We start from the raw sequence: 26263 nt of genomic DNA on the forward strand, positions 1-26263 counted from the left end.
GGCCCAGCAGCGCCGTGCCTAATAGTTTTTGATTCCAATCCTCAAGGAGTATCGCATGATGCGTTTTAAGCAATTTCTATCCATGATGATGGCGGCGGTTATAGTAACGATAGTCAGCAGTTCTGCATCGGCGGCCACAAAAATGCCGGTCGTGGTGAGCTTTAGCATACTCAGCGATATCGTCAGCAATGTTGGCCGGGAACACATCAGCATATCGACGCTGGTCGGGCCGGACGAAGATGCACATGTATATGCGCCGACGCCAAAAGACGTGAGAACATTGGCGCAAGCAAAGGTCGTGGTCATTAATGGACTTGGTTTCGAGGGCTGGATTGAGCGGCTTGCCGATGCGGCAAATTACAAAGGTGCAGTAGTGGTCGTTAGCAATGGTATAACAGCCCGTCAACGCCCGGACGGCGGCGATGCCGGGCATCATCTTGATCCGCATGCATGGCAAGATCCGGCTAATGTGATGGTCTACATCCGCAATATTGTTGCCGCACTGAGCAAGGCTGACCCAGCCAACGCTACAGCATATAAAAATAATGGTGCCGAATATACGCGCGCATTAGTGGCACTAGATAATTGGGCACAAGCGCAATTTGCGCAAATTCCCGACGCACGCCGTAACGTGATCACCTCCCATGATGCATTCGAATATTTTGGCGCACACTTTAAGGTACGTTTTCTTGCACCACAAGGCGTTTCAACCGAAAGCGAACCAAGTGCCAGAGATGTCGCGATGCTGATCCGGCAAATCCGTGAGGAGCATAGCAAAGCGCTCTTTTTTGAAAATATGAGTAATCCGAAGCTATTGCAACAAATCAGCGATGAGGTTGGCGTTAAGCCTGGCGGCAAGTTATATGCGGATGCATTGTCGCAGGCTAATGGGGATGCCCCGACCTATTTGCGCATGATGCGTTTTAATGTGGCGCAAATCATGGATCGTCTGAAGCAGGAGTAATTTGCAATGCACCACCGTCAAGTCACTACGCCATATTGCGCGTCTTTACGGTAGTCGTTCGGAAATGATGGCGCCAAGCAGATGTGACGATTGAACGGTAACATACTGACTTTCGTTAATGCGCCAAAATGCCCGATATTATGAAACCCAATCTGCTTATTCTCAGTGCTTTTTCCGATGAACATCTGGAACAGATTAAACAGGGTTACGAGGTTTTATACGCGCCGAACCTGAAGCAGCGCGCCGAAGCGATTACTACCAACGGAATACACTTTCAAGCTGTGCTGACAATCGGCAGCATAGGATTAACAGCGGATGAAATCGCCGCGATGCCAAAGTTGGAACTGATCTGCGCATTGGGTGCCGGATACGAAGAAATTGACATCGCGGCCGCTCGTGCGCGCGGGATCATCGTCTCGAATGGTGCTGGTACAAACGACGCGTGCGTTGCCGATCATGCAATGGGATTGTTGCTGGCGGCGGTGCGTGGGATTCCGCAACTGGGCGTGGCGTTACATCAAGGCATTTGGCGGACTGCACTACCATTGCCAGCAAGCGTATCGTTCAAGCGGCTTGGAATTCTGGGGCTTGGCACTATCGGGAAACAAATTGCCCGGCGTGCACTCGGATTTGACATGGAAATCGGTTATCACAGTCGCTCGGTTCGCAATGATGTGCCGTTTACCTATTTTGATTCGTTACTAGGCCTGGCCCAATGGGCTGATTTTTTGGTGGTGGCGACACCTGGAGGTAAAGCAACGCGTCACCTGGTGAATGGTCCCGTCCTTGATGCGCTTGGGCCAACTGGCGTATTGGTCAATATCGCGCGCGGAAGTGTGGTCGATACAGAGGCATTATCGCAAGCATTGCGGCAGCACCGCATCGCCGCAGCCGGTTTAGATGTGTACGAGAGCGAACCATTGCCGCCGCAACAGTTGATGCACTTGCCGAACGTGGTGTTGACGCCGCACGTCGCTGGTTGGTCGCCGGAATCGGTGGATGCGACGGTAAACTTATTTCTGGAGAATGCTAATCGGCATTTTTCCGGTCAGGCAGTATTGACGCCGGTCTAAGAATCTATCCTGATACATCGATTGCGCTTGTGTATGATGAATTGTCGAGTTGGGTGTTGATCAATCCTCTGCTGCGACTTCTATGAAGTGGAAGTAATTTTAATTAACTTGTGATCGACACCGAACCAAACCGGCTCATCAAAGCGTTTCACTACTTCGTCCCACTTAATCAAAATACCGCCGCACCGACTCAAAACGTTGCGCATAATATTTGGTCTCGAGACGATCTATTCTGACTTTGCCGTTGGTTGATGGCGCGTTAATAAAACGGCCATCGCCGATATAAATACCAACGTGCGAAAACGGCCGATTCATCGTATTAAAAAATACCAGATCACCCGGTCGCAATTCACTTTTTGGTACTTCTCTGCCTTGTCGGGCGATGGTTGCTGCGCTGCCGGTCACATTGAGGCCGGCAGCCTGTTTGAAGACATAACTGACCATGCCACTGCAATCGAGTCCGGCTTCAGGATTTTTACCGCCGAAGCGGTAATCCGTATCAATCAGCCCGAGCGAATAAATGACGATTTCGTTGCCCAAATCACTCGGTGCAACATGCGAGTTCATATAGGCGCTGCCAGACTGCGGATTTTTGCGAATGTTGTCGCCGCCGCTTCCACACGCTGCTAAAAGCAAAGCGCAACAACATATACAAAAAGTTTTTACTATCGTCATAGGACGCCCGAAGACAAAGGTCATGGCACTCACTCAGCTGAATGCAAACCGCATTCTAAGCAATATTCAATGCGGCGGTTTTATTTTTAATTTGATCCAGTACATCCGACAACATTGAGATCATTTGATCGATTTCTGCAATCGTGACATTAAGCGCCGGCATAAAACGCAGCAGGTCAGGGCGCGGTGAGTTTAACAACAAGCCGACCGGACCCATATCGCGTGCGATGTCGACGATTTGCGGGCCGATATCTTTGCCTAATTTAAGTGCGCGCAGCAACCCTTCACCACGCTCACCGTTCATGCCATATTTCTCAGATAGTTTGAGTAGTTCGGCGCTGAGATAGGCGCTTTTATCGTTAACCGATTGCATAAAGCCCGGCGCCAGCAAAGTCTTCAGAACCGCAGTGCCAACCGCGGTCATTAACGGATTGCCGTTATAAGTGCCGCCTTGATCGCCAGGTTCAAAGCACGCGACATCTTCACGCGCCAACAAGGCAGCTAATGGCACACCACCGCCAATACCTTTGCCGAGCGTCATAATATCGGGCTGAATATCCGAAAGTTGGTAAGCAAACAATTGGCCGGTACGGCCCATACCAGTTTGTACCTCGTCGACGATGAGCAGTAAATCGTGTTTCTCGGTCAGGGCGCGTAGGCCCTGCATGAATTCTCGCGTTGCAGGTAGGACGCCGCCTTCGCCTTGCACTGGTTCCAGCATGACTGCCACGGTGCGGTCGTTGATCAGGCGCTCGACGCTTGCCAGATCGTTGAGGTCGGCTTTTGGAAATCCGGAGACTTGTGGCGCAAAGATCGTGTCCCAACCTGGTTTGCCGCTGGCTGACATGGTTGCCAGAGTTCGACCATGAAAACTGTGGTCAAACGTGATGATTTCAAAGCGATTCTGGCCTGCTTTGTTAGGATTCTTTTTTCCCCATTTACGGGCTAGTTTTATGGCGCCTTCGTTCGCTTCCGCTCCGCTATTGGCAAAAAATACGCGATCAAAGCAGGAATTCGCGGTCAGTAACGACGCTAATTCAATCGATGGAGCGTTGTAAAAAGCGGGTGAAGGATTGAGGATTTTTTTCGATTGCACCACCAATGCATCTTGTATGCATTGTGGTGAATGGCCTAGCGCGTTGACTGCCCAACCTTGTAGGTAATCCAGATAGCGCTTGCCATTGTGATCTGTCATCCACATCCCGCGGCCTTCGGTGAAGACCAGCGGTGGGCGGTTGGTGATATACATCAAATCGTTGACGGCAAACTGGTTGAATTCCATGGTCGGGCTCCGGATAAAGGCGCTGAAGAGGCGCTAAAAAATTGTCAGTAAAGCAAATAAAACGAGGGTAAAAGTACGGGCCATCCATTGTAAACTTTTGTTGCGCGTTACGAGAGAACCGCGCCTCAAAACAAAATGGCCAAAAAAAAACCACAGGCATGGCCTGTGGCTTCGTGATCAAAAAACGCTCACGCGCACGGCATACCGGGCTGGGGTATTGGCGTATGACGTCGGAGAAGTGTAGTGATCATATTCATGTCGCTAATATTAGGGCCTTTTACGGCATGCGTCAAAAAGTTTTTCATGAGAACTTACAAGAACTTGCCGCAACGCCGTAATGTCTTTAAACCTGCCATCGGCATATTCTCGCAATATTCCACATTGGAACAACTTTTCGTCAACGCTTTTTATGTTGCTTAGTTGGTTTTGCCTTGACGCAAAAACATTCACTCTCCGGAAAGATCGGCTTCTGACGTAAACGAATCGGCATAAAACTCTTCCGCCGGTAATTTGCAAGTCCCGATAAAGTCACGTTGCGCCGATTCTACGACAATCGGTGCTCCGCAGGCATAGACTTGATAGTTGGATAAATCCACAAAATCCGTCATGACAGCCTGATGCACAAAGCCGCTACGACCCGTCCATTGATCTTCCTGATGCGCGTTTGATATGACGGGAACATAGGTGAAATGTGGAATGGTGCGCGCCCATTCTTCGCATAAGGCGTGCATGTAGAGATCTTGTGGGCGGCGACCGCCCCAATATAAGGTCATCGGGCGACTCGATTCGTTATGAATCAGTTGCTCGATAATGGCTTTGATGGGTGCGAAACCGGTGCCGGACGCCAGAAATACCATCGGTTTTTCTGAATCCTCGCGTAAAAAGAAGGTCCCTAGCGGCCCCTCAAAACGTAAAATATCGCGTTCCTTCATGGTCGAAAACACCTGATCGGTAAATAATCCGCCTGGCATATGGCGAATGTGCACCGAAATTTGCCCCTCTTTATACGGCGCGTTTGCCATACTATAACTACGCCGTTTGCCGTCGCGCAGCATGAATTCGATATACTGACCTGCTAAATATTGCAGCCGTTCGTTTGCTGGCAATTGGAGTGAGATGATAACGACGTCGTCGGCAATTTTTTCAATGGTGGAGATGCGGGATGGCATTTTGCGTACCGGAAATTCGCCAACGCCAGCGACTTCGCGGGCTTCGATGGTGATATCGGAATGCGGTGTGGCGCAGCAAAACAGGGAAAATCCCAGCGCTTCTTCGCTTACTGGTAGCGCTTTTTCCTGGTGCGCGCCGTGCGTGACGTTGCCCACCATCAACTTGCCTTTGCAGGAACTACATGCGCCATTTTTGCAACCGTAAGGCAAACCAACACCAGCGCGGATTGCTGCGCTTAAGATGGTCTCGCCTTCGTCACACGTGAATTGCCGACCGCTCGGCTGAACCGTTACCTGAAAACTCATACAATCCTGACTATGAAAAAAATATTACAAAATTCGGTTACTAACAGCACGTTACTCTCCAAATTGGGTAAGCCGCGCCTGATGATCTTGGGGTGTGGCGATGTTGGTATGCGATTGTTGCTATTATTGCAACAACGGTTCAGGGTGTTTGCTGTCACCAGCCAAGTCGCCCGGTTTGCTGAATTACGCGATGCGGGAGCGCATCCGGTACTTGCAGACCTGGATCATCCTCACACGCTAGGGCGGTTAAGCCAATTGGCGCAAATCGTTGTACATTTGGCACCGCCACAATCGCATGGAAGCAAGGATCAGCGAACCCGTAATCTGGCCGCTATTTTACCCGAGCGCACGACGCTTGTTTATATTAGTACGAGCGGCGTATATGGCGATTGCGATGGGCGATCCATCGATGAGACGCGCACCGTCAATCCGCATAATGCGCGCGCCCAGCGCCGCGTTGACGCTGAGAATGTATTGCGTGCGTGGGCAAAGCGTCGCTCCGGCCGCCTGTCGATTCTGCGTGTGCCGGGGATTTACGCAGCCAATCGGTTGCCAATTGAACGTTTAAAAAAGGGCACGCCTGCGCTACGGGCAGAAGAGGACGTGTACACCAACCACATTCATGCAGACGATTTGGCACAGATTATTTTTTCGGCAATTTATAAGGCTGCGCCGTCGCGGGTGTATCACGCAGTCGATGATTCAGAGCTAAAGATGGCGGATTATTTCGATGCAGTCGCCGCTGCTTTCGACTTGCCGACCGCACCGCGCTTGCCACGCGAAGAACTTACGCAGCAGGTATCGCCGATGCTGTTGTCATTTATGTCGGAATCACGCCGTTTGCAAAATACCCGGATCAAAGCCGAGTTAGGCGTCCGCTTGCGGTATCCGGATATTCATTCAGCGCTGAACCAGATGGGCGCAGATGCCCGCCGTGCGTTGACCGACCAAATTTGACTAACGCAATTAGATCAGGTGGTGAATTGTTAAAAATTAAACTTTATTAAATTTACAACAAATTTCAGCTTTCGCATAAGCATACAATCTAAAAGTTCTTGTAGCCTTATAGCAACGCCGATAAAGTCCGGTGAAAGCAGCAATGTGCACATTGTGCTTATTCTGACCGTTAAAGGTTATTCCGTTAAGCAACGATGCAATAATGCGTTTGCGCTATTTTGCAAGACCATTGCCACGTTTTTTGCTGCCATCTCTGGCCATTATTATTTACGAGAACAACTGCACATTTCTGATGAAGTTATCTTTTAATCATATTCATAAACAATATTCCGGCTTGCCAGTCGTCGACGACTTCAATTGCGACATCGAAGACGGCGAGTTGGTAGCGTTGGTCGGACCATCCGGCTGCGGAAAATCGACCTTATTGCATCTCGCAGCGGGTTTGGCCGAGGCCAGCAGCGGTAGCGTTCTTGCTGATGGTAAACAAATAACCCGCCCACATCCTGAGCGAATGTTGATGTTTCAGGAAAACGCGTTGTATCCGTGGCTAACATTAGAGGCAAACGTCGCCCTGGCACTGGAATTGCAGAAAATCGCTAAAGCGGAAGCACGCACCCAAGCCCGCGCTTGGCTCGCTAAAGTTAATTTGGAAGGTTTCGAAACTTACTATCCGCATCAGGTTTCCGGCGGAATGCGCCAGCGTGCCGCGTTGGCAAGGGCCTTTATCACCAAACCGCAGGCGTTATTATTGGATGAGCCCTTTGGTGCTCTCGATGCGTTGACCCGTATGACGTTGCAAGATGCGCTGCGCCAGTTGATTCGTGCCGATCATCCGACCGTGTTATTAGTGACGCATGACGTGGATGAGGCACTATTTCTTGCGGACCGGATTTTGGTATTTAGCCCGCGTCCCGCTAAAGTATTGCGCGAATTCAACCTGACCCATCACGAAAAAACCCACGATTTGTCTGAGTTTTCGACAATACGGCGAGAAATATTATGTCTGCTCGGCATTCACGCCGATCAGGATGAACTGTCTAAAACCCTGGAAGGAGTTGGCGTATGAAGATCGACAAGCGTGTACTTAAAAGTACGAACACCAGCATGAATATCAATATCAAACTGAAAAAATTTCTGCTGATTCCAACAATGCTCCTACTCGCTCTGGCATTCACCAGCCAGGCGTCAGCAGCGGAAAAATTCAAAATCGGCTATCTGCGCGTAATGGATGATGCGCAAGCGATTGCCGCATTCGAAGGCGGACTGTATAAAAAATATGGTCTGGATGTAGAACTGGTTGAATTTAAATCGGGCACCGACTTGATCAAGGCCATCCTTGGCGGTCAAATGGACACCGGGGTTTTAGGCTTTACGAACGCGGTAGCGTGGGCGTCCAAAGGTGCCGACCTGAAAGTCGTCGCCGGTGCGCAGCATGGCTATCATGCTCTGGTGGTGCGCAATGATAGCGGCATCAAGGACGTTGCTGGTCTCAAAGGGAAGACACTAGCATCGCAAGCGGAAGGCAGCACCGCCGACACAGTACTTAAAGGCGTCACCCTGAAAGCCGCCGGTCTCAAAGCGGACGATATCAATATCGTCGGCGTTAGCCCGCAAGTAGCGGTGCAATCGCTGGTCGGCAAGCGCGTAGATGCTGCGTTTCTGTTCGAACCGCAAGCCAGCATTGCCAAACTAGTCGCGCCAGTAACCCAGATTTATGAAGTCGGCGCGGTCTGGCCATTCCCGTGCATGGTCGTCATCACATCCGGCGAAACGTTGACCAAACGTCGCGATGCAGTGTGGAAATCGCTTGATGCACAACGCGAAGCCATTCAATTGCTGACGAAAGATCCAGCGGCGGCATCGAAGCTGATCTCGCCTTACTTTATTGCAGAACCCACTTTAAAAACGCTGAAGCATGGGGATTTGCCACGTGATGTCGTGATCACCGATGCGATTAAAACGCAGACATTTAATGCGGCCTTAATGCCGAAAGAATTGGCGCGGATGCAAGAGTTAGCGAATATTCTGCAAGATCAAGGCTCACTAAAAACCAAAGATGGAAAGCCTTTTAACGTCAACACCATAGTTGACCTAGACTGGCAAACTGCACGCAAGCTTTAGGTCTTGGTCGGACTTCCGAAAAACCGCCCCAGCGGCGTTGTGCTTTCCTTGCCGCCAACGTGGCCCGGTACTCGCGTGCTGTCTGCGTCGGCACGCCTTGCTGGGACGATTTTGCGAAAGTCCTGATTCGGTGGTTGGTTAAAGGTTGCCTGCGGCGTGGTTTTTCAGCCGTACCTTTGTGTGCTCTCTTCTTCGTCCGGATTGGTGAGTTCGTTGCTGGGAATATTTCTGATCCCTAAATAAGTAATTGGAATTTTTAGAGTTCTTTTTTTGCTTAAATTTAATCATTATCAATGGCCGGCTCGCAGTCGGCCATTGACCTTTACAGTGTATTTTGAACGTATTTAAATAATGTATGAGTGCTCAGATTCGTGTTGGTGGTGTTCGTAAAAAAATGGCGATGGCGCTGGCTATTGTGGTGATTTTGTTTGGTTGGCAAGTCGCTGCGTGGTCGTTGCCGGATTTTTTGATGCCGGGGGTTATTCCGGTTTTTCATCGGCTTTGGGAAGAAATTCAATCGCCTGATTTTCGTACCGCTTTGTGGGGAAGTCTGACGCGTCTTGGGTTTGGTTATGGGGCGGCGTTAGTTTTTGGTATCGGCTTCGGGCTGGTCGGTGCGGTGCTATTTTTCTTTCGAGAAGTGTTGAAGTCGGCGATCATTATTTTGCAGTCGATTCCATCGATTGCATGGGTTCCTTTGTTTCTGATTTTGATGGGTTTTGGGAATTTGCCGATTATCGTTGTAGTCGCTATCGCTGCTTTTTTTCCTGCCGCGTTAAGTGTGATGAATGCGACCGAAAGTGTGCAGCAAGTACACGTCTCCGCCGCCCGCGTAATGGGTGCGAACCGTTGGGATATGCTGAAGCGGGTGTATCTTCCAGCAGTCATGCCGGAGCTGATTACCGGCGCGCAACTGGCTTTTGGTAATGCCTGGCGTGCGTTAATATCGGCTGAAATGTTGATTGGATTTGGTAAGGGATTGGGGCGCACGTTAGCGTACTCAGGTGAGACCGCTGACATGGTCGGTGTAATGACAAATATTCTGGTGATTGCAGTGTTAGCCGCGTTGATTGATCAATTCATTTTGGAAAAACTTAAACATCATTTGTTACGCTATCAATACGTGTAATTAGTGCGCTATTATCAACAGACGTCATCAATATTAATCACTTATTTTGACCATGAAAATACGTTCGCCTTTGTGGTCTCATTTGCTGCGTAGATTGCATAGGGGGGCGATGACGTGTTTGCCGATCTGGTCCAGATTGCCCCGTTTTCCAGCACGGCAGATTACCATTTTATGTCTGGCAACAAGCGCCATGGTGTCATGGGCCCAGACCGATGTTCCTGGTCGCATCCTGCAACGTGACCGGCTGATTGTGGGGGTTGATTATGTCAGTCCGACTTACATTGCCGGCGCCAAGTTTCGGACCCCGGAAAGCCTTGACAGCGAGGTTGCAGCAGGGCTCGCCAAGCGCCTGAAGGTCGGTGTGTCGATGGTCCGGGTGAAGCCGAAAAATCGCTTGCAGTTACTCACTTCCGGCAAAGTGGATGCCTTATTGTTGCGCGTCTCCGAGGGGGAGATTGCCAGCATGGCAAGCGGCCAAAAAGTGGTGATGACCGGCTATCAGGCGCAACCTAAATTAATCATGCGGACGGACACGACTATCAAGCAGTGGTCGCATCTTAAGGGGCGCAGCGTGTGCGTCTCTGCGGGCAGTCCGTATGTGGGCAGTATGCAGGCGCGTTACGGTGCGCAAGAAATAGTGGTGAAGGCGCCGGCCGATGCGCTGTTGGCGGTGCGAACCGGTGTTTGCGACGCGACCGTTCACGATGATGTCTTGCTGGATGAGATGTTAAAGCTTCCCGAGTGGAAAAAGTTTTCGGCGAGCTTGCCGCTAGCGGGGCCGACGACCAAACTGGTTTGGGTACTTCGTCCGGTGGATGTTGAGGTGCGGCGCGCTGCTTTCGACCTGATGCAAGATTGGCGTAGTAATGGATTTTGGTTGAATACGCGTAAAAAATGGGTCAATACCGTTGCTTTTGAGGTGTATCTCGACCAGAACGTGCCAGATTGCCATTAACGCCCATTAGTGTAAGACACTGTGAGTCACTATCAAATGGCCGACTCACTTCTGCTATTTTAGCTGCCGAGCTGCATTTTCTTTCTACTTCTTCTTCTTCTTCTTCTTCTTCTTTTTAGCAGTCACACCTATTTCTCCGCATTTGTCACTCTTTTGTGCGCAAACGTTGTGAATCGCGTTTGCCCTATCGACTTTTTGCCCGATCTAATTCCCCTTATTCCTGGCGATACCGCTTAGTCAAGCGACTTTGTTGTTTCTGAGTGAAGTAGGTATTTATTTGTCAGTAAATCGATATAAACTTGCGCTGTTCGCCATTGAATCTATGGGGAAACTGCCGCACAAAAAAATTAAATGCGGCAAGTACCCTGCTAGGATTGCGGTCTGCAAGAGGTCGTAAGGGAGTTGCATTCGTGCCGGTTGCAAGAGGAATGACAAAAATTAACATTACGAAGACAGACGAAAGGATTAGCCATGTACGCACGGACCAAATTGATGATGGTGATGTTGGCAGCACTTCCAGGACTCGCTATGGCGCAGGAGACACAAGTAGTACAAATCGGTTTCAGCGGCCCGTTGACCGGCCCACAAGCATCTGCCGGTAAGGATAACCAAGGCGGTTTGTCCATGGCGATCGACAAACTGAATGCTCAGGGACTTGTCATCGGCGGTAAAAAAATTAAGTTCGAAGCCTTGATGGAAGACGATCAGGCCGATCCACGTGCAGGCGTTAGCGTCGCTCAGAAACTGAGCGATCTGCACGTTAAAGCGATTATCGGACCTTATAATTCTGGGGTTACTATCCCTGCATCGCGTGTCTACAACGACAGCGGTATTGTGATGGCAACGGTTGCCTCGAATCCAAAAATCACGCAACAGGGCTTTGCCAATGTTTTCCGCGTTGCAGCTAGCGATAGCCAGCTTGGTGGAAAGATGGCGTTGTATGCAGCCAAGGAACTGAAAGTGAAGCAAGTATCGATCATTGATGATCGTACAGCTTATGGCCAAGGTCTGGCTGAAGAGTTTGCTAAAGTTGCCAAGGCCAATGGTATCAAAGTCGTCAGCACTGACTTCACCAACGACAAAGCGACTGATTTCACCGCGATACTGACCTCGATCAAAGCGAAAAAACCTGACGCGATTTTCTACGGCGGATACTCGCCACAAGGCGGTCCAATGACACGTCAGATGAAGCAACTAGGATTAAATACTAAGTTGCTGGGCGGCGATGGTATTTGCGCGCCAGAAATGGGCCGTTTGGGCGGCGATGCAGTGGGCGATCAGGTGTATTGCACCCAAGGTGGCGCGATGCTCGATAAATTGGCTGCAGGAAAGACGTTTGCCGCTGATTACCAAAAACGTTTCAGCCGTCCTGCTGAAACCTATGCAGCGTCGTTTTACGACGGCATGATGGTCGTGGCGCAGGCAATGAAAGAAGCCAATTCGGTTGAGCCAAAGCAATATATCGCCGCGTTAGGCAAGATCAAATACAAAGGTGTTGCGGGTTTGTATGAGTTTGACGCGAATCACGATTTGAAACAATCGCCGGTGACCGTATTCCGGTTTAAGGATGGCTTGCCCGTCGCGCTGACAAGTTATTAATCAGCGGTGATATGGCGCACCAGGATTGGTGTTGCCGGGTAATTTAAAATGTCGTCGCCGTTTTTACGGGGACGACATTTTTGTTTTTAAAGCTTAAATTTTGAAGCTTACATTTTTGAAGCGTCATTTTTGAAATGTAAAAACGGTTTTTCGAGGAACAGCATCATGTTGAGTTACACACGCACCATACACACAGTTGACGCGCATACCGGCGGTGAGCCATTGCGCATCGTGATTTCGGGACTACCGCCGGTGCCGGGCGAGACTATATTGGCACGTCGCGCATGGCTGCAAAAAAACCGTGACAACGTGCGTCAATTCCTCATGAACGAGCCGCGCGGCCATGCTGACATGTACGGTGCGTATCTGTTGCCCGCAGTGACAGCTGAGGCCGACTTCGGCGTAATTTTTATCCACAATGAAGGTTATAGCGACATGTGCGGTCACGGCATTATTGCGCTCGGAAAGGTATTGGTGGAATTGAACCATGTCGAGCGCACGATTCCGTTGACGCGCATTGGTTTTGACACGCCAGCGGGATTTATTGAAGCACAGGTTGAATGGGATGGAACGCGCGCAGGCAGCGTCACTTTTCGTAACGTTCCGGCATTCATCTATCAACGCGATATTGAAGTTGATACCCCCAGTTTTGGAAAAATTATCGGTGATGTCGTGTTCGGTGGCGCTTTCTACTACTACATCAACGCAGATCAGGCGAATGTCCAGATCCGGCCAGAACAAGTCCGCACGTTAATTCAGCTCGGTGCAGAAACCAAGGCGGCGGTAAAAGCCAAAATCAACATTCAGCATCCCATCGAAACAGGACTGAATACACTGTACGGCACGATCGTCGACGGCGCGCCAAACAATCCAACGGCTGATCAGGCAAATGTGTGTATTTTTGCAGATCGTGAGGTCGATCGTTCGCCAACCGGAACCGGTACCTCGGGCCGTGCTGCCCAATTGTTTTTGAGAGGAAAACTTTCACTGGACCAACCGCTGATCAACGAAAGTATCGTTGGTAGCTGTTTTAGTGTGCGTGTTGTTGGCACAACCAAGGTTGCTGATTTTGATGCGGTAATGACAGAGGTAACCGGTGATGCGCATATCATGAGCTTCAATCAATGGGTGTTGGAAGAATCAGATCCATTCCCAGAGGGTTTCTTTTTACGCTAACGGCAATTCCTAAACGCAGTTTTAAAGGCGACCAAAATATGCATATTCTCAATTCGCAACAAACCGCAGCAGCGTTGCCGTACAAGGCTTTGGTTCCCGCAATCGCATTAGCTGCAAAACAGTTATATGATGGTCAGATCAACGCACCAGAGCGCATGGTCGTCGAGATCGATAAGGCTAGTGTGTTGCTGTGCATGCCGGCGATTGGTGTAGATATCAGTGTCACAAAATTGATTACCGTTCACGCGAATAATAGCCATCATCAGCTTCCTGCTATCCAAGGTGAAGTGGTGGTTTTTGAAACAGGGACCGGGCGCCGTCTGGCGCTACTTGACGGTCCGGTGGTATCGGCGCGCCGCACGGCGGCGGTTACGCTGCTAGGTATTCAAACGTTATTACCGCGTAAACCGGAGACCGCATTATTGATTGGGACAGGTGTTCAGGCGGCAGCGCACGCTGACGCACTCGCGGAGTATTTTGGCGTACGCACGTTTTGGATTGCTGCCCGCGACACGGCTAAAACCCAAGCATTTTGCGATGCATTAAGGCAACGTTATCCGCAAGTTTCAGTGCATCCGATTGCCGCCGATACGCTGGATAATGCGCTGCCGTTGACGGATGTAGTGATCGCGTTGACGACGTCACGGTCAGCGGTTATTCCAAAGCATATTTCGGCAGATACGTTAGCTGTTGGCGTGGGCGCGTTTAAACCGGACATGGTTGAGTTTCCTGCCGAGTTATTGCATGAGCGCACTATTATTGTCGATTATCTGGCAGGTGCGAAGCATGAAGCCGGTGATTTGCTACAGGCCAAAATTGATTGGTCTGCGGTCGTTGAATTGCCGCAAGTATTACGACAACGCTCGTTACAAACGGATACATTGCCTGTATTTAAAACCGTTGGCCATGCCGCCTGGGATTTGGCCGCAGCACGGGTTGCAATGACATCGTTAACGTTTTAAAAGAACTAAAACACAAACCATGTATGGGGCAAAAGTGGGGTAAAAGTAAATGGTTTGGGCTGCAAAAACAGGGTCCGTAGATTGCCGCTTTTCATTGGCGTTTAACATCACTTTTCAAATAAGCATTGAACTTTTATTTTTGAGGGACGGTCTATCAGGAGCCTGTTTTGCATTTCTGCATACGAACGGCGAATTTGCTTGCTAACGCGGATTTTTAATTCTGTGTACATCGTGCCGCCGTTTTTCGAACGCGGTATTTGCCATGGTATTTACGCCAGCAATTAAGCTGGCAATCACCATGGTAATCAACCTTTTTGAAGGAGTTCTCATATGCTAACGTTACGCAATCTATTGACGGTCTCAGCTATCGCTGCCTGCGCCACTACTGCTTATGCACAAACACCTGCACCAGCAGCGCCTATGATGGATGCATCAGGGCAACAAGTGGTGATGATCCCTATTCCGGGCACTGATAATTCAATGATGAATCGCTTCGACGATCCTCTTGTTCAAGCGCGGGTTGCCAGATCGGGAGGCGACGCTTCTAGTAAAAATATGAAGATGAATCCGAAGCAAACAGTTGATGAAAAAGATAAAGGGAAGTAACGTATTTCAGCGTTATGCGGTCAATCCTGCAGGGCATTTGAGGCGGGATTAAATTAACATCTGCTGATGTTTCTTCGCATTTTTTGCTTAGCATTGCGCAGTATTCTACTTAGGGTTTTTCATTGCAATTGTGCGATTGGTATGTTTTAACATCGCTTCTGGCATTGAAGTTAGACCAAATCAATATCGTCCGCCAGACTGACAGCGGACGATATTGATTTCGGTGCATCTTTCCTTGTTGGGCTCACACTTTATGCATTTTATTTATCAGGAATGCGTAGTATTTGTTCATGCCCCCATCCAAGGCAAGTCGGCCTTGCACCATCCACCCACAGTTTTCCTATGTCCTGCGGCGTCTTTATCGCCTTCAAATCCTTCGAGAATATCAAAGCAAGCGACGTAGCCGTTTTCAGTCGCTAGCGTTGCTGCGTGACGCGAGCGTACGCCCGATCGGCACAGGAAGACTAGCGTTGTTTGTTTATTGGCAAATAATGCTAATTGATTTAAAAAGTCGGGGTTTGGCGTACCGCCCGGATATTGCGTCCATTGCACAGCGGCGTGTTGTTTCTCGTTGATCGTCACCCGACCAATCCAATCCCTTTCTGCATTGGTCCGAACGTCGACTAAAATTGTATCGGGACTAGCTGTTAACAACGCATAGGTCTCGGCTGGCGTAAAAGCGCCTGCATACGGTAAGTTTCCGGCTTGACCACGGGTGCGGCCGATTTCTAACAACTTCGCGGTGCCTGGCATGTTGTGTCTCCGAATAAAATGGTCGAATAGTAAAGATACATAACCATTATATGATTGAAAAAGAGTGTCCGAAAAGGATCGATCTTTATTGCACTAAATTGGTGCGCAATAATTCCGCTTGAATTCAAGAGCTTTATTTTGGTGCGTAAATTTGATATTGCCCCTGAATGAAGCATCTAAATTGATTGCGTATCGATAGCTGGCGTTATTTTTTTACAAATAAGCCTCCAAACTAGCAAATATGATGAATGAATAACGAATCGCGTTCCACCCGACGGTGGCATGGATTCTGCTATCATTCTCCGTTGAATTCAGTTGTATCGTTTTCTTGTTGTATTGATATTCTCTTGTTTCGCTTATGTGTTGCTTGCATGAGTGAGGCAGGCAGGACATTTATGCACATATTGAATACCCAAATTTGCAAGTCCATTTAAAACATTCGCAGTACTTTCTGATATTAGGAGCTCCACATGGCAATGACGGCCGCAGAAGTCTTGAAGATGGTGAAAGACAACGAAGTAAAGTTCGTTGATTTTCGCTTCGCTGATACCAAAGGCAAGGAGCAGCACGTAACTGTCCCTGTTTCCCATTTTGATATGGACAAATTTGAGTCCGGTCATGCTTTTGACGGTTCTTCGATTGCTGGCTGGAAGGGTATTGAAGCATCAGACATGATTCTGATTCCTGATCCTAATACCGCCAACATCGATCCGTTCATGGAAGAAACCACATTGTTCATGCAATGTGACGTAATCGAGCCAGCCGATGGTAAAGGTTATGATCGTGACCCGCGTTCGATCGCCAAGCGCGCTGAAGCGTACTTGAAATCGTCCGGTCTGGGCGACACTGCCTATTTCGGTCCAGAGCCGGAATTTTTCATTTTTGATAATGTTCGTTGGGGCGCCGACATGTCGGGTTCCTTCGTCAAGATCGGTTCCGAAGAAGCATCATGGAGTTCGAGCGCGGACCTGCCAAACGGCAATACAGGTCACCGTCCTACCGTAAAGGGTGGTTACTTCCCAGTCCCACCAGTCGACAGCTTCCAGGACATGCGTTCGGAAATGTGTTTGATTCTGGAATCTCTGGGTATCCCGGTTGAAGTACATCACCACGAAGTTGCAGGCGCTGGTCAGAACGAAATCGGTACCCGGTTCTCGACGCTGGTTGAGCGTGCTGACTGGACCCAGAATCTGAAATATGTGGTCTGGAACGTGGCCCATACCTACGGCAAAACAGCGACTTTTATGCCTAAGCCTATCGTTGGCGATAACGGCTCCGGTATGCACGTTCACCAATCGGTCTGGAAAGACGGCGTCAACCTGTTCGCAGGCGACGGTTATGCTGGTTTGTCTGAATTCGCACTGTATTACATAGGCGGTATCATCAAGCATGCCAAGGCATTGAACGCGATTACCAATCCGGGTACTAACTCGTACAAGCGTCTGGTCCCAGGCTACGAAGCGCCGGTCAAACTGGCTTATTCAGCTAAAAACCGTTCTGCTTCTATCCGTATTCCACACGTGTCGAATCCAAAAGGACGTCGGATCGAAACACGTTTCCCTGATCCACTGGCTAACCCGTACCTGTGTTTTGCTGCGTTGCTGATGGCTGGTCTGGACGGCGTGCAAAACAAAATCCATCCGGGCGAAGCAGCATCGAAAGATCTCTACCATTTGCCGCCAGAAGAAGACAAGTTGATCCCAACTGTCTGCGCGTCATTGGAAGAAGCATTGGAAGCGCTAGACAAGGATCGTGAATTCTTGACCCGCGGTGGTGTTTTCAGCGACAGCATGATCGATGCTTATCTAGAGTTGAAGATGCAAGAAGTACAGCGCTTCCGCATGGCGACGCATCCGATTGAGTTTGACATGTATTATTCGGTGTAATTCGTTACGAGTTCGTAATGAATTTATAACGGATTTGTTTCGAATTTGTATCGATAGATAGCGATTTAAAATATTGTTTTAATTCGTCATATTTTTTAAGCGATATTTTGATCAAAAAAAAGGACCGGAAAAATCATCTTTTCCGGTCCTTTTATACTATTGGACATCGTTTTAATAGTCATTCTGGCACGATAGAATACCAAGTAATTACCTAGCAACTACTTAGCAGGTAGTCACGACAGTCTGGTTTGACTTAAACTAAAGTCTTCATTGAATTGCGAAGAGAGTCTATGAAGCACCTCATTCCGGGAATTCTGATCGTTGCTGCCATGAGCGCAATCGGTGGGGCTGCCATGGCCCAAAGTAATATCTATCTTTGTGTCGATGCGCAAGGCACCAGGGAATATAAAAATACAGGTGATACCAAAGGCTGCAAAAAGGTGGATTTACCACCGTTGTCAGTAGCGTCATCACCGCGTCCAGCAGTTGGATCAAACGCGGCGAATAAGTCGTCGCCAGTGACGCCGCCAGACTTTCCTAAAGTCGACGGTGGGACTCAAAAAACGCGTGACAATGACCGCCGTCAGATTCTGCAGGACGAATTAAAGACAGAACAGCAGAAGCTCGCAGATATTGAAAAAGTGTACAACAACGGTGTGCCGGAACGTCAGGGCAATGAGCGCAACTATGCGAAATACCAGGATCGGGTAGCATCGATGAAAGATGATTTGGCGCGCACTCAAAAAAATATTGAAGCGCTTAACCGCGAGCTTTCGAATTTAAAATAAAGATAGTGCGCTATTGCATGTAGCACTTGGTATTAACTTTGCTTGGAATAAGGCCGCGTATGCGGCTTTATTTTTTTGTTATAGATACTGCGCGGCAGCCTGCACTAAGTTCCACTCATTTAAGAGGACGTTGAGGTGTAAAGTGCATTCTCATAGTTTGTTTATATTAAAGAGATTTTTGAATGACAACTAAAACTGCAGTACCGACAGCAACTGAAGGGCTTGAACTACTGGCCTCGGCGGTTCTATTGCTGGACAGAGAAGGACGTATTGTCTATGCCAATCCTACCGCAGAAAATTTACTCGAAAGTTCGGTTAAGGCACTCAAGCAACAAAAGCTGAGTGATCTATTTTTAAATGGCGGCCAGCTGGCTGCTGTCTTTGAGAAGGCGGTCGCGCATCAGTTTGACGATCTGCGACAGGATTTGATTTTGGACCGCATTGGTCGCGAACCGCTTTGGGTCGATACCATCGCGAAGGTACTCGACAATCCCGCCACACCTGTTCTGATCGAGTTACGAGAAAATGTTCAACAACTCAGATTAGAAAGAGAAGAACGGCTGTTCGATCAAAGTCAGGTGAATAAGGAATTAATTCGCAATCTGGCGCATGAAATTAAAAATCCTCTCGGTGGCATTCGGGGTGCTGCGCAGTTGCTCGAACTGGAACTGCCCGAGCGTCACCTGAAAGAGTTACGCGAATACACGCAGGTAATTATTAAGGAAGCCGATCGGCTGCAAACATTGGTGGACCGTCTACTCGCGCCGCATCGACGAGCGCACATCGTCGGCGATGTCGACATCCATGAGGTGTGTGAGAGGGTGCGCAGCCTTATGGTCGCCGAGTTTCCGCATGGCTTAAGGATTAATCGCGATTACGACTTGTCGATCCCACAATTTCGCGGTGATAAAGAGCAGCTCATTCAAGCCATACTCAACATCGCGCATAATGCCGCGCAGGCTTTAGCGCACCGTATTCAGGACGGAGATGCCGATTTGACATTTCAGACCAGAATTGTGCGTCAGGTAACGTTGGCGAAGGTCCGTTATCGCCTGGCATTAGACTTGCATATCATTGATAACGGACCGGGTATTCCTATCGACATTCAGGAGCGTATTTTTTATCCTCTCGTATCGGGGCGTGATGGTGGGAGTGGTTTGGGGCTGACGCTGGCACAGACCTTTGTACAACAGCACTCGGGAGTAATCGAGTGCGAAAGTCGCCCGGGCTGTACTGATTTCAGGGTATTGATTCCTCTGCCTTAATAGACTGCGTGGACCGCGTAGTTGTGCAGCTCAGAGGATCACAAGGCCGAAAAGCTACCGACAGAATGCTAACCGCAAGATTATTGAAGCCTGGACACATATGAAACCAATTTGGATTGTTGACGACGACGAATCGATACGATGGGTGCTGGAAAAAGCGCTGGCCCGTGAAAATCTGGTCACCAAGAGTTTTTCGAATGCACGCGATGCGATGGATGCGTTGCAATCCAGCACACCACAAGTGCTTGTCTCAGACATTCGTATGCCGGGGACATCCGGACTTGAATTATTGCAAACAATTAAAGCGCAACATCCGGGCGTGCCGGTTATCATCATCACCGCATTTTCGGATCTTGATTCAGCCGTCGCCGCATTTCAGGGCGGTGCGTTTGAATATCTCGCAAAGCCGTTCGATCTGGAAAAAGCAGTCGAACTCATTCGGCGTGCGCTGGACGAAAGCTTACGCGAAGTCAATATAGAGCAAGCCTCCGCCGAAACGCCGGAAATTCTGGGTCAGGCGCCCGCAATGCAGGATGTGTTTCGCGCCATTGGACGTCTTTCACAATCGCATGTAACCGTTTTGATAACGGGCGAATCGGGTACTGGAAAGGAACTGGTGGCGCGCGCTCTACATAAACACAGCCCACGTGCGTTACAACCTTTTATCGCATTGAACACAGCCGCAATTCCAAAAGATTTGCTTGAATCCGAATTGTTCGGGCACGAGCGTGGTGCATTTACCGGTGCGCAGGCGTCACGACGCGGGCGCTTTGAGCAAGCTGAAGGTGGAACCCTGTTTCTGGATGAAATTGGTGATATGCCGTTTGATTTACAAACGCGCTTATTACGCGTTCTCTCTGATGGTCATTTTTATCGGGTTGGCGGTCATCAGTCGCTCAAAGCCAATGTCCGTGTCATAGCCGCCACGCATCAGAATCTGGAAACGCGGGTGCGGGAAGGTCTGTTCCGTGAAGACTTATATCACCGACTAAATGTCATCCGTTTGCGCTTGCCAAGTTTGCGTGAGCGACGTGAAGATATTCCCATTCTGACGCGTCATTTTCTAGGACAAAGTGCTAAGCAACTAGGCGTTGAAAGCAAACGTGTTTCCGAAGGTGCGATGCGTTTTATCAGTGCTTTGGACTTGCCCGGTAACGTCCGACAGCTAGAAAATCTCTGCAACTGGATCACTGTGATGGCGCCCGGCCAGACAGTTGAAATCAAGGATTTGCCGCAGGAATTAATTGCTGAATATGATAAGCCGCTTGGCCAGCTTAGCCACGATGTGACTGGTAACACCTATGTATCGGCTGGTCTGGCGCCATTTGATCTGCACGTCGCGTCGACTACAAATATCTCTCCGGAAGATGTAAATCGATTTGCAAAGTTGTCAGATACGAACTTAACTTCTGCTGCCAACGATGGCCGAAATTGGATCAGTCTTTTAGAAGTGGAGGCCGCTACGATGCTGACCGGCGGTGATACCGACGTGATGGATGTATTGGGACGGCAATTTGAATCTGCGCTGATCAAGATCGCTCTGAAGCATACTCATGGACGCAAGAACGATGCAGCAATCAGATTGGGGATCGGGCGCAATACTATCACGCGGAAAATTCAGGAATTAGGAATAGCTGGCGCAAAGGACGACTAATCTGTGAAATTGGCAGGGCTAAAGCCGACGCTAGTGAGCGTTGGCTGGCTCGCTGATTATTTAATCGACACCGATTAGCCTCGAAGCAGTCAAAAATGGTGGACACCAGTAAAATAGGGCCTTTACTATCCTGGTGAGGCAAATAATGCGTCTTGCGATCCTGTCCGATCTACACCTGACCGTCGCGGAAATGTCCGTACCGCCCAGCAATTGCGATGTCGTGATTTTGGCCGGAGACATCGCTCGCCCGCAACAGGCGATTACCTGGGCGCGTCAATTTGACGTGCCGGTTGTCTATGTTCCTGGTAATCATGAATATTACGGTGGCAGCCTGACCGGTACTTTGGCAACCTTGCGCACACTTGCAGAAGGTACGAACGTTCATATTCTTGAGCGTGACGAAATGTGCTTGCATGGCGTACGCTTTCTAGGATGTACCTTGTGGACTGATTTTCGACTGGCACCGACCGTCGAAGAATGTGACGCATCAATGACCATGGCCCGCGAGCTTGTTCGTGATTTCAGTCGTATAAAACTGGATGTGGACAATGAAACTTTATTTACGCCTGTTATATCGCGGCAGATTTTTGATCAGTCGGTAACTTGGTTGGGGCACAAATTTGCTGAATCTTTCGACGGTACAACAGTCGTTGTCTCGCACCATGCGCCTACAAGAGATAGTATTCATCCAAAATATGAGGGCTCACCTTTCAATGGATGTTTCGTTTCTGACATTGAAGAAAAACTTGCATCCTGGCAGCCAGCGTTATGGGTCCACGGACACCTGCATGACAGTTCCGATTACCAAATAAAGCAGACGCGTGTGGTGTGCAATCCGCGTGGTTATGTACGCGATGGCATTGCCGAGAATCCGTTGTTCGATCCGCATCTGGTGATCCAGATATGACCGATCAAGGTCTGCCGATCCTGTACACATTTCGTCGCTGCCCTTATGCGATCCGTGCACGTTTGGCGATCAAGGCCAGCGCAGTGCCGGTTCGGATGGTAGAAGTCAGCCTGCGTAATAAACCACAAGCGATGCTGGATTGCTCTCCAAAAGGGACTGTGCCGGTATTGCACTTGCAGGATGGAACAGTCATCGACCAAAGCATCGATATTATGCGATGGGCGCTGGCGATTAACGATCCGCAGGATTGGTTGATTGGGTGCGATGACTTGTCGCCTGATGTCGCTGCGTTGATCGCGCAAAATGATGGCAGCTTTAAGCACAGCCTTGATCGTTATAAATATGCAGAGCGATTTCCAACATTCTCCGCAGCAGATTATCGCCTTCAGTGTGAACTATTTCTATCGATCTTAAATGCGCGCTTGTCGTTGCATGGCTACTTATTGCGAGACCAGCCGAGCCTCGCCGACATGGCACTTTTTCCATTCATTCGGCAATTCGCGCACGTGGATAAGGAATGGTTTTATGGCGTCAATAATGCGCATATACACGTTATCCGATGGTTAGATTCGTTGATCGAATCGCCCCTGTTTGGTGCCGTCATGGAAAAGAAATGCGCGCCAACATAGCGACTTTTGTCGTTGTTGCCAACGCACGTCGAGTACATTTTTTTGGTGAGGTCCTACATTGACCGACAACATGCAAAAAATAAGATTCTTTCGGTCGCACATACCGACATTTGCTTGCGTTCCCGGTTGCCACGATTGCTGTGGACCGGTAAAGGCCTCATCTGACGAGATGGCGAGAATGCCCGTTAAAAGTGACACAGAACATGATGTTGCATTAGCCAACTTAAGCTGCCCACATCTCGGTGAGAAGGGCTGTCAGGTTTATGAAGACCGGCCGATCATTTGTCGTCTGTTTGGCACTACGCCGCGACTTGCATGTCCAAACGGGATGCGCCCGGACCAGATGATCGATACACGAATCGAGGCAAAAATTGATCAGTTTTTTCGAGGAGTGCGCCATGTGTTGGTGTGAAGTGGCAAACAGTTATGCTATGTGCTGCATGCGCCAGTCTGAGAGCGCGAGTTTGTAGAAATTTCGGCACGCGTTTGTTCTCCTCATAAAATACGATTTCCCTCAAAATCAGGTGCGACGCCCTATCGGTCATTAGTCCAAACACTCAAAATATTATCGCGTTTATGTGGAGCTTTCAGGGAAGCGCTATTTTGATTATGTCGACGCGTTTAGCTGCAAATCTTCTCATTAATTCTAAGCTGCCGTTGTTAAGTGTTGATGTTTGGATAGATACTACTATCGTTTTACCGGCCCACGCATTGGAGGGATGACCTGTCTCGTTGTTGTGGCGCAATCAGTTTTCTCATAAAAATTATTTTTTTGAGCAATACACGTTATCCCTATAAAGATAGATAGATTGGATTATTTTCCATTGTAGGTCACGTGTAGGGAAGCACTGTCGGCGCTGACAGTTTCCTCCGACGAGAAAATCAGACGAAACACTATAGAAATCATCTGCTTCAAGTCATACCATGGTTAGGCATTTCACCGGGTAATCTTTTCAGTTTAGTTGCCGGGAAAAAATGCGTATTTGCAGCATTGTCACTCTTTCGAACTTTGAAAAGGAACTATGATGAGCTCATCAAATAATACTGGTAATAATCAAAATGATCCAAGTAGAACAAGCCGCGACGGCACTCAAGGGCAGCATGTGAGAGCTGGCGACCAAAACCAAAAGAATACCCCTCAACAAGATACTGGCCGTAGTGGCACTCAGGATCAAAATACAAAGTCTAACGATCAAAATAAAAATGCTGGCGGCGGAGATAAAAACGGCCAACGTCAAAGTGATCAAAGAGACCAATCAGGCCCCGGACGTTCAAAATAGTTGAATCCATCCCGGCAGCGTTGGATGGAATTGGTTATACGAAAACTTGAGCCTTGCTGAATTGCATTAATTTTTATTGAAATCAATCATCTGTTCGGCAGAAATGAAGAAGTGAAGAAACAAAGAAACGAGGTAAAGCCAACTGACTAGTTGGCTTTACTTTTTTCTACTAATGTTTTGTACTAAACAGGGAGAGGGATGTTGGCCCATAAGTCGGCGCATCAATTAGAGAAAAGTGATGCGGTGCCAGCACAGGGAAGTGGCGACAAACTTTTTAACGTTATTTTTGATGAGGCAGGATGCGTGGTTAAGGGTGATTTTTACGAATATTGGACTGCTTATTTCATTTTCCGCCACAGGGTGGTTCGGCTAATGCCAAGGTGTTTCGCCGCGGCCTCCCGGTTTCCTGCAAAGCGCTTGAGAACCTCTTCGATCGATTCTGTCGGTATGTCGGCGATGCGCGTGGCGCTATCCTGATATTCAATCTTGATTGCACCCAATTCCGGTGCAAGTCTTAATATAAATGCGGGGGTTAGCGCCTGCAACGGTTCGGCTGCCAGATACAATGCCAGACGTTCCATCAGATTTCGGAGTTCGCGCACGTTGCCTGGCCATGAATAGCGTGCGAGCAACGGCATGCAGGCCACGACTTCGGCGTGTAGGTTGGCGTGTGGTCGCACTCCTAAGGATGCCAGCGCGTGTTTTAAACGCCACTCCGCAAGTGTGACCAGATCGTCCGGGTGTTCACGTAAAGGCGGCAAATTCATCCGCAATACCGTCAGGCGATAAAATAGGTCACCACGGAAGCGACCGTCTCGGACACGTTCGTCCAAATCGCAATGTGTGGCGCTGATAATGCGTACATCGACGGGAATTGGTCTGGTACCGCCGACACGCACGACTTCGCGTTCCTCCAGAACGCGCAGCAATCGGGTCTGTAACGGAAGCGGCATTTCGCCTATTTCATCAAGAAATAAGGTCCCTCGATTGGCGGCTTCGAACAAACCAGCCCGACCACCGCGACGGGAACCGGTGAAGGCACCTTCTTCATGCCCGAATAATTCCGACTCCAGTAACGACTCAGCCAATGCCCCGCAATTAACGGCGACGAAAGGCCGGCCTGTTTTGGCGGCGGTTCCTTGTTCGTGAGGATGCTCCCGATGAATAGCTTGCGCGGCTAGCTCTTTGCCGGTGCCGGTTTCTCCCTGAATCAACACGGTTGCTGGCGAGCGCGCAAATAAGACGATCGTTTGGCGTATTGTCTCCATCGCTTCCGAGTTGCCACGTAAATCGTTGATGCTATGTTTGGTACGTAAGGTGTCGCTGACGGAATGGCCGCGGCCGCGCGAAGATTCCAGCTGCGTTAAGCGTGCCACTTCCAAGGCATCTTCAAAAGCCTGCCGAATAGAATTGGAGGAGTAAACAAAAATGCCCGCCAGACCCGCTTCTTCCGCCAGATCGGTGATCAGTCCGGCACCGACGATCGCTTTAATGCCGATTGATTTCAGTTCGTTAATTTGGGCGCGTGCGTCCTCTTCTGTTGCATAAGCGCGCTGTTTGATATTCAAGCCGAACACGGTTTGAAATTCTCGTAAAGCCGGTAATGTTTCCTGATAAGTAATCACTCCCAGGTAAGGAGAAATTTTGCGCGCCTTTGCTAGCGCTTGCATAAAATCGAAGCCGCTGGCCTTGGCGATAATCACCGGCACGGACAAACGGCTTTTTAGGTAGGCGGCGTTTGAACCGGCTGCAATGACGGCATCACAACGTTCAGTGATCAGCCTTTCGCGAATATGTTGCACCGCATCTTCAAAGCCAAGATTGATCGGAACAATATGCGCCTGATGATCGTATTCCAGCGTGATGTCGCGGAAAAGGTCGAATAACCGCGAAACCGATACTGTCCAAATGACAGGCTTATCGGCATTGTCGGTATTTCCCGCCTGACGATGCGGGGTAGCGTTGCTGGAAAAAGGACGAGACTGGGACATGATGGTTTTGCTTCAATGGATGTTCAATAGATGTTTCAATCAATCGTTCCATCACTGTTTCATATTCTCACATGTTACGCAACATGAAACGAGGAATAACCCGCGATAATAAAAATTATTCCTCCATCGGCATAAT

General features: G+C 49.2%; 24 protein-coding genes. 19 read left to right on the forward strand and 5 right to left on the reverse strand.

The window, feature by feature from the left end; genetic code table 11:
* Positions 1-55 precede the first annotated feature (55 nt).
* Together ACXX82_RS15225 and ACXX82_RS15230 are read left to right on the forward strand one after the other, a co-directional pair.
* Positions 56-964, forward strand: coding sequence for a metal ABC transporter substrate-binding protein (locus ACXX82_RS15225; protein ID WP_323506053.1), 909 nt, complete (start codon positions 56-58; stop codon positions 962-964).
* 140 nt (positions 965-1104) lie between these two features.
* Complete coding sequence (locus tag ACXX82_RS15230; RefSeq protein ID WP_416186864.1) at positions 1105-2037, forward strand: 2-hydroxyacid dehydrogenase; 933 nt, start codon at positions 1105-1107, stop codon at positions 2035-2037.
* Positions 2038-2202: 165 nt separating this feature from the next.
* On the opposite strand, the gene ACXX82_RS15235 is transcribed toward ACXX82_RS15230, so the two are convergent.
* The 3 genes from ACXX82_RS15235 to ACXX82_RS15245 form a co-directional block, all read right to left on the reverse strand.
* Positions 2203-2712, reverse strand: a complete 510-nt coding sequence (locus tag ACXX82_RS15235) for a C40 family peptidase (RefSeq protein WP_322236211.1) — start codon at positions 2710-2712, stop codon at positions 2203-2205.
* Positions 2713-2767: 55 nt separating this feature from the next.
* Positions 2768-3994, reverse strand: coding sequence for an acetylornithine transaminase (locus ACXX82_RS15240; protein ID WP_322236213.1), 1227 nt, complete (start codon positions 3992-3994; stop codon positions 2768-2770).
* A gap of 446 nt (positions 3995-4440) precedes the next feature.
* Complete coding sequence (locus ACXX82_RS15245; protein ID WP_458563202.1) at positions 4441-5469, reverse strand: CDP-6-deoxy-delta-3,4-glucoseen reductase; 1029 nt, start codon at positions 5467-5469, stop codon at positions 4441-4443.
* A gap of 12 nt (positions 5470-5481) precedes the next feature.
* Here ACXX82_RS15245 and ACXX82_RS15250 point away from each other — a divergent pair, with 12 nt between their 5' ends.
* From ACXX82_RS15250 to ACXX82_RS15290, 9 genes are all read left to right on the forward strand, one after another.
* Positions 5482-6426, forward strand: a complete 945-nt coding sequence (locus tag ACXX82_RS15250; protein ID WP_458563203.1) for a sugar nucleotide-binding protein — start codon at positions 5482-5484, stop codon at positions 6424-6426.
* A 292-nt stretch (positions 6427-6718) separates the two neighbouring features.
* Positions 6719-7492: an ABC transporter ATP-binding protein gene (locus ACXX82_RS15255; RefSeq protein ID WP_323506118.1), complete on the forward strand. Its 774-nt coding sequence runs from the start codon at positions 6719-6721 to the stop codon at positions 7490-7492.
* Between the two features lie 50 nt (positions 7493-7542).
* Positions 7543-8547, forward strand: a complete 1005-nt coding sequence (locus ACXX82_RS15260; protein ID WP_322240477.1) for an ABC transporter substrate-binding protein — start codon at positions 7543-7545, stop codon at positions 8545-8547.
* A 355-nt stretch (positions 8548-8902) separates the two neighbouring features.
* Positions 8903-9676, forward strand: coding sequence for an ABC transporter permease (locus ACXX82_RS15265; RefSeq protein ID WP_322236221.1), 774 nt, complete (start codon positions 8903-8905; stop codon positions 9674-9676).
* A 109-nt stretch (positions 9677-9785) separates the two neighbouring features.
* The gene (locus tag ACXX82_RS15270) at positions 9786-10631 is read left to right on the forward strand and encodes a type 2 periplasmic-binding domain-containing protein (protein ID WP_458563204.1); all 846 of its coding nucleotides are present in this window, start codon (positions 9786-9788) and stop codon (positions 10629-10631) included.
* Between the two features lie 471 nt (positions 10632-11102).
* Entirely contained in the window at positions 11103-12230 is a 1128-nt protein-coding gene (locus tag ACXX82_RS15275) for a branched-chain amino acid ABC transporter substrate-binding protein (protein WP_323506058.1), read from the forward strand.
* A 165-nt stretch (positions 12231-12395) separates the two neighbouring features.
* Entirely contained in the window at positions 12396-13406 is a 1011-nt protein-coding gene (gene lhpH / locus ACXX82_RS15280) for a trans-3-hydroxy-L-proline dehydratase (protein WP_322236227.1), read from the forward strand.
* A 38-nt stretch (positions 13407-13444) separates the two neighbouring features.
* The gene (locus ACXX82_RS15285; protein ID WP_458563205.1) at positions 13445-14368 is read left to right on the forward strand and encodes a delta(1)-pyrroline-2-carboxylate reductase family protein; all 924 of its coding nucleotides are present in this window, start codon (positions 13445-13447) and stop codon (positions 14366-14368) included.
* A 330-nt stretch (positions 14369-14698) separates the two neighbouring features.
* A complete protein-coding gene (locus ACXX82_RS15290; protein WP_323506061.1) occupies positions 14699-14974 on the forward strand; it encodes a hypothetical protein in 276 nt (91 codons plus the stop codon).
* Positions 14975-15262: 288 nt separating this feature from the next.
* Here ACXX82_RS15290 and ACXX82_RS15295 read toward each other — a convergent pair whose 3' ends face one another.
* On the reverse strand, positions 15263-15727 hold the full coding sequence (locus ACXX82_RS15295; protein ID WP_322236233.1) for a rhodanese-like domain-containing protein: 465 nt from the start codon (positions 15725-15727) through the stop codon (positions 15263-15265).
* Positions 15728-16197: 470 nt separating this feature from the next.
* On the opposite strand from ACXX82_RS15295, the gene glnA reads away from it, so the two are divergent.
* The 8 genes from glnA (at position 16198) to ACXX82_RS15335 (ending at position 24136) form a co-directional block, all read left to right on the forward strand.
* Positions 16198-17613, forward strand: a complete 1416-nt coding sequence (gene glnA, locus ACXX82_RS15300; RefSeq protein WP_322236235.1) for a type I glutamate--ammonia ligase — start codon at positions 16198-16200, stop codon at positions 17611-17613.
* Positions 17614-17903: 290 nt separating this feature from the next.
* Entirely contained in the window at positions 17904-18401 is a 498-nt protein-coding gene (locus ACXX82_RS15305; RefSeq protein ID WP_323506062.1) for a DUF4124 domain-containing protein, read from the forward strand.
* 182 nt (positions 18402-18583) lie between these two features.
* Entirely contained in the window at positions 18584-19666 is a 1083-nt protein-coding gene (gene glnL / locus ACXX82_RS15310; protein WP_458563206.1) for a nitrogen regulation protein NR(II), read from the forward strand.
* Positions 19667-19766: 100 nt separating this feature from the next.
* Positions 19767-21320, forward strand: coding sequence for a nitrogen regulation protein NR(I) (gene ntrC, locus ACXX82_RS15315; RefSeq protein ID WP_322236241.1), 1554 nt, complete (start codon positions 19767-19769; stop codon positions 21318-21320).
* Between the two features lie 145 nt (positions 21321-21465).
* Entirely contained in the window at positions 21466-22227 is a 762-nt protein-coding gene (locus tag ACXX82_RS15320; RefSeq protein ID WP_458563207.1) for a metallophosphoesterase family protein, read from the forward strand.
* Positions 22224-22856, forward strand: coding sequence for a glutathione S-transferase (locus ACXX82_RS15325; protein WP_323506065.1), 633 nt, complete (start codon positions 22224-22226; stop codon positions 22854-22856). The genes ACXX82_RS15320 and ACXX82_RS15325 overlap by 4 nt, the downstream gene beginning before the upstream one ends.
* A 70-nt stretch (positions 22857-22926) precedes the next feature.
* Positions 22927-23268, forward strand: a complete 342-nt coding sequence (locus ACXX82_RS15330) for a YkgJ family cysteine cluster protein (RefSeq protein ID WP_322236248.1) — start codon at positions 22927-22929, stop codon at positions 23266-23268.
* 610 nt (positions 23269-23878) lie between these two features.
* Complete coding sequence (locus ACXX82_RS15335; protein WP_322236250.1) at positions 23879-24136, forward strand: hypothetical protein; 258 nt, start codon at positions 23879-23881, stop codon at positions 24134-24136.
* Between the two features lie 338 nt (positions 24137-24474).
* On the opposite strand, the gene prpR is transcribed toward ACXX82_RS15335, so the two are convergent.
* Positions 24475-26127: a propionate catabolism operon regulatory protein PrpR gene (gene prpR / locus ACXX82_RS15340; RefSeq protein ID WP_322236251.1), complete on the reverse strand. Its 1653-nt coding sequence runs from the start codon at positions 26125-26127 to the stop codon at positions 24475-24477.
* Between the last annotated feature and the right edge of the window lie 136 nt (positions 26128-26263).

Source organism: Glaciimonas sp. GNP009 (assembly GCF_054343755.1).

Bases quoted from the DNA above. Each gene is read 5' to 3' on its own strand.
- glnA (WP_322236235.1), top strand. From the start codon at position 16,198: ATGGCAATGACGGCCGCAGAAGTCTTGAAGATGGTGAAAGACAACGAA.
- ACXX82_RS15290 (WP_323506061.1), top strand. From the start codon at position 14,699: ATGCTAACGTTACGCAATCTATTGACGGTCTCAGCTATCGCTGCCTGC.
- ACXX82_RS15335 (WP_322236250.1), top strand. From the start codon at position 23,879: ATGATGAGCTCATCAAATAATACTGGTAATAATCAAAATGATCCAAGT.
- ACXX82_RS15240 (WP_322236213.1), bottom strand. From the start codon at position 3,994: ATGGAATTCAACCAGTTTGCCGTCAACGATTTGATGTATATCACCAAC.
- ACXX82_RS15330 (WP_322236248.1), top strand. From the start codon at position 22,927: ATGCAAAAAATAAGATTCTTTCGGTCGCACATACCGACATTTGCTTGC.
- ACXX82_RS15230 (WP_416186864.1), top strand. From the start codon at position 1,105: ATGAAACCCAATCTGCTTATTCTCAGTGCTTTTTCCGATGAACATCTG.
- ACXX82_RS15320 (WP_458563207.1), top strand. From the start codon at position 21,466: ATGCGTCTTGCGATCCTGTCCGATCTACACCTGACCGTCGCGGAAATG.
- ACXX82_RS15265 (WP_322236221.1), top strand. From the start codon at position 8,903: ATGAGTGCTCAGATTCGTGTTGGTGGTGTTCGTAAAAAAATGGCGATG.
- ACXX82_RS15325 (WP_323506065.1), top strand. From the start codon at position 22,224: ATGACCGATCAAGGTCTGCCGATCCTGTACACATTTCGTCGCTGCCCT.
- prpR (WP_322236251.1), bottom strand. From the start codon at position 26,127: ATGTCCCAGTCTCGTCCTTTTTCCAGCAACGCTACCCCGCATCGTCAG.
- ACXX82_RS15245 (WP_458563202.1), bottom strand. From the start codon at position 5,469: ATGAGTTTTCAGGTAACGGTTCAGCCGAGCGGTCGGCAATTCACGTGT.
- ACXX82_RS15270 (WP_458563204.1), top strand. From the start codon at position 9,786: ATGACGTGTTTGCCGATCTGGTCCAGATTGCCCCGTTTTCCAGCACGG.
- ACXX82_RS15285 (WP_458563205.1), top strand. From the start codon at position 13,445: ATGCATATTCTCAATTCGCAACAAACCGCAGCAGCGTTGCCGTACAAG.
- glnL (WP_458563206.1), top strand. From the start codon at position 18,584: ATGACAACTAAAACTGCAGTACCGACAGCAACTGAAGGGCTTGAACTA.
- ACXX82_RS15295 (WP_322236233.1), bottom strand. From the start codon at position 15,727: ATGCCAGGCACCGCGAAGTTGTTAGAAATCGGCCGCACCCGTGGTCAA.
- lhpH (WP_322236227.1), top strand. From the start codon at position 12,396: ATGTTGAGTTACACACGCACCATACACACAGTTGACGCGCATACCGGC.
- ACXX82_RS15305 (WP_323506062.1), top strand. From the start codon at position 17,904: ATGAAGCACCTCATTCCGGGAATTCTGATCGTTGCTGCCATGAGCGCA.
- ACXX82_RS15250 (WP_458563203.1), top strand. From the start codon at position 5,482: ATGAAAAAAATATTACAAAATTCGGTTACTAACAGCACGTTACTCTCC.
- ACXX82_RS15255 (WP_323506118.1), top strand. From the start codon at position 6,719: ATGAAGTTATCTTTTAATCATATTCATAAACAATATTCCGGCTTGCCA.
- ntrC (WP_322236241.1), top strand. From the start codon at position 19,767: ATGAAACCAATTTGGATTGTTGACGACGACGAATCGATACGATGGGTG.
- ACXX82_RS15235 (WP_322236211.1), bottom strand. From the start codon at position 2,712: ATGACGATAGTAAAAACTTTTTGTATATGTTGTTGCGCTTTGCTTTTA.
- ACXX82_RS15225 (WP_323506053.1), top strand. From the start codon at position 56: ATGATGCGTTTTAAGCAATTTCTATCCATGATGATGGCGGCGGTTATA.
- ACXX82_RS15275 (WP_323506058.1), top strand. From the start codon at position 11,103: ATGTACGCACGGACCAAATTGATGATGGTGATGTTGGCAGCACTTCCA.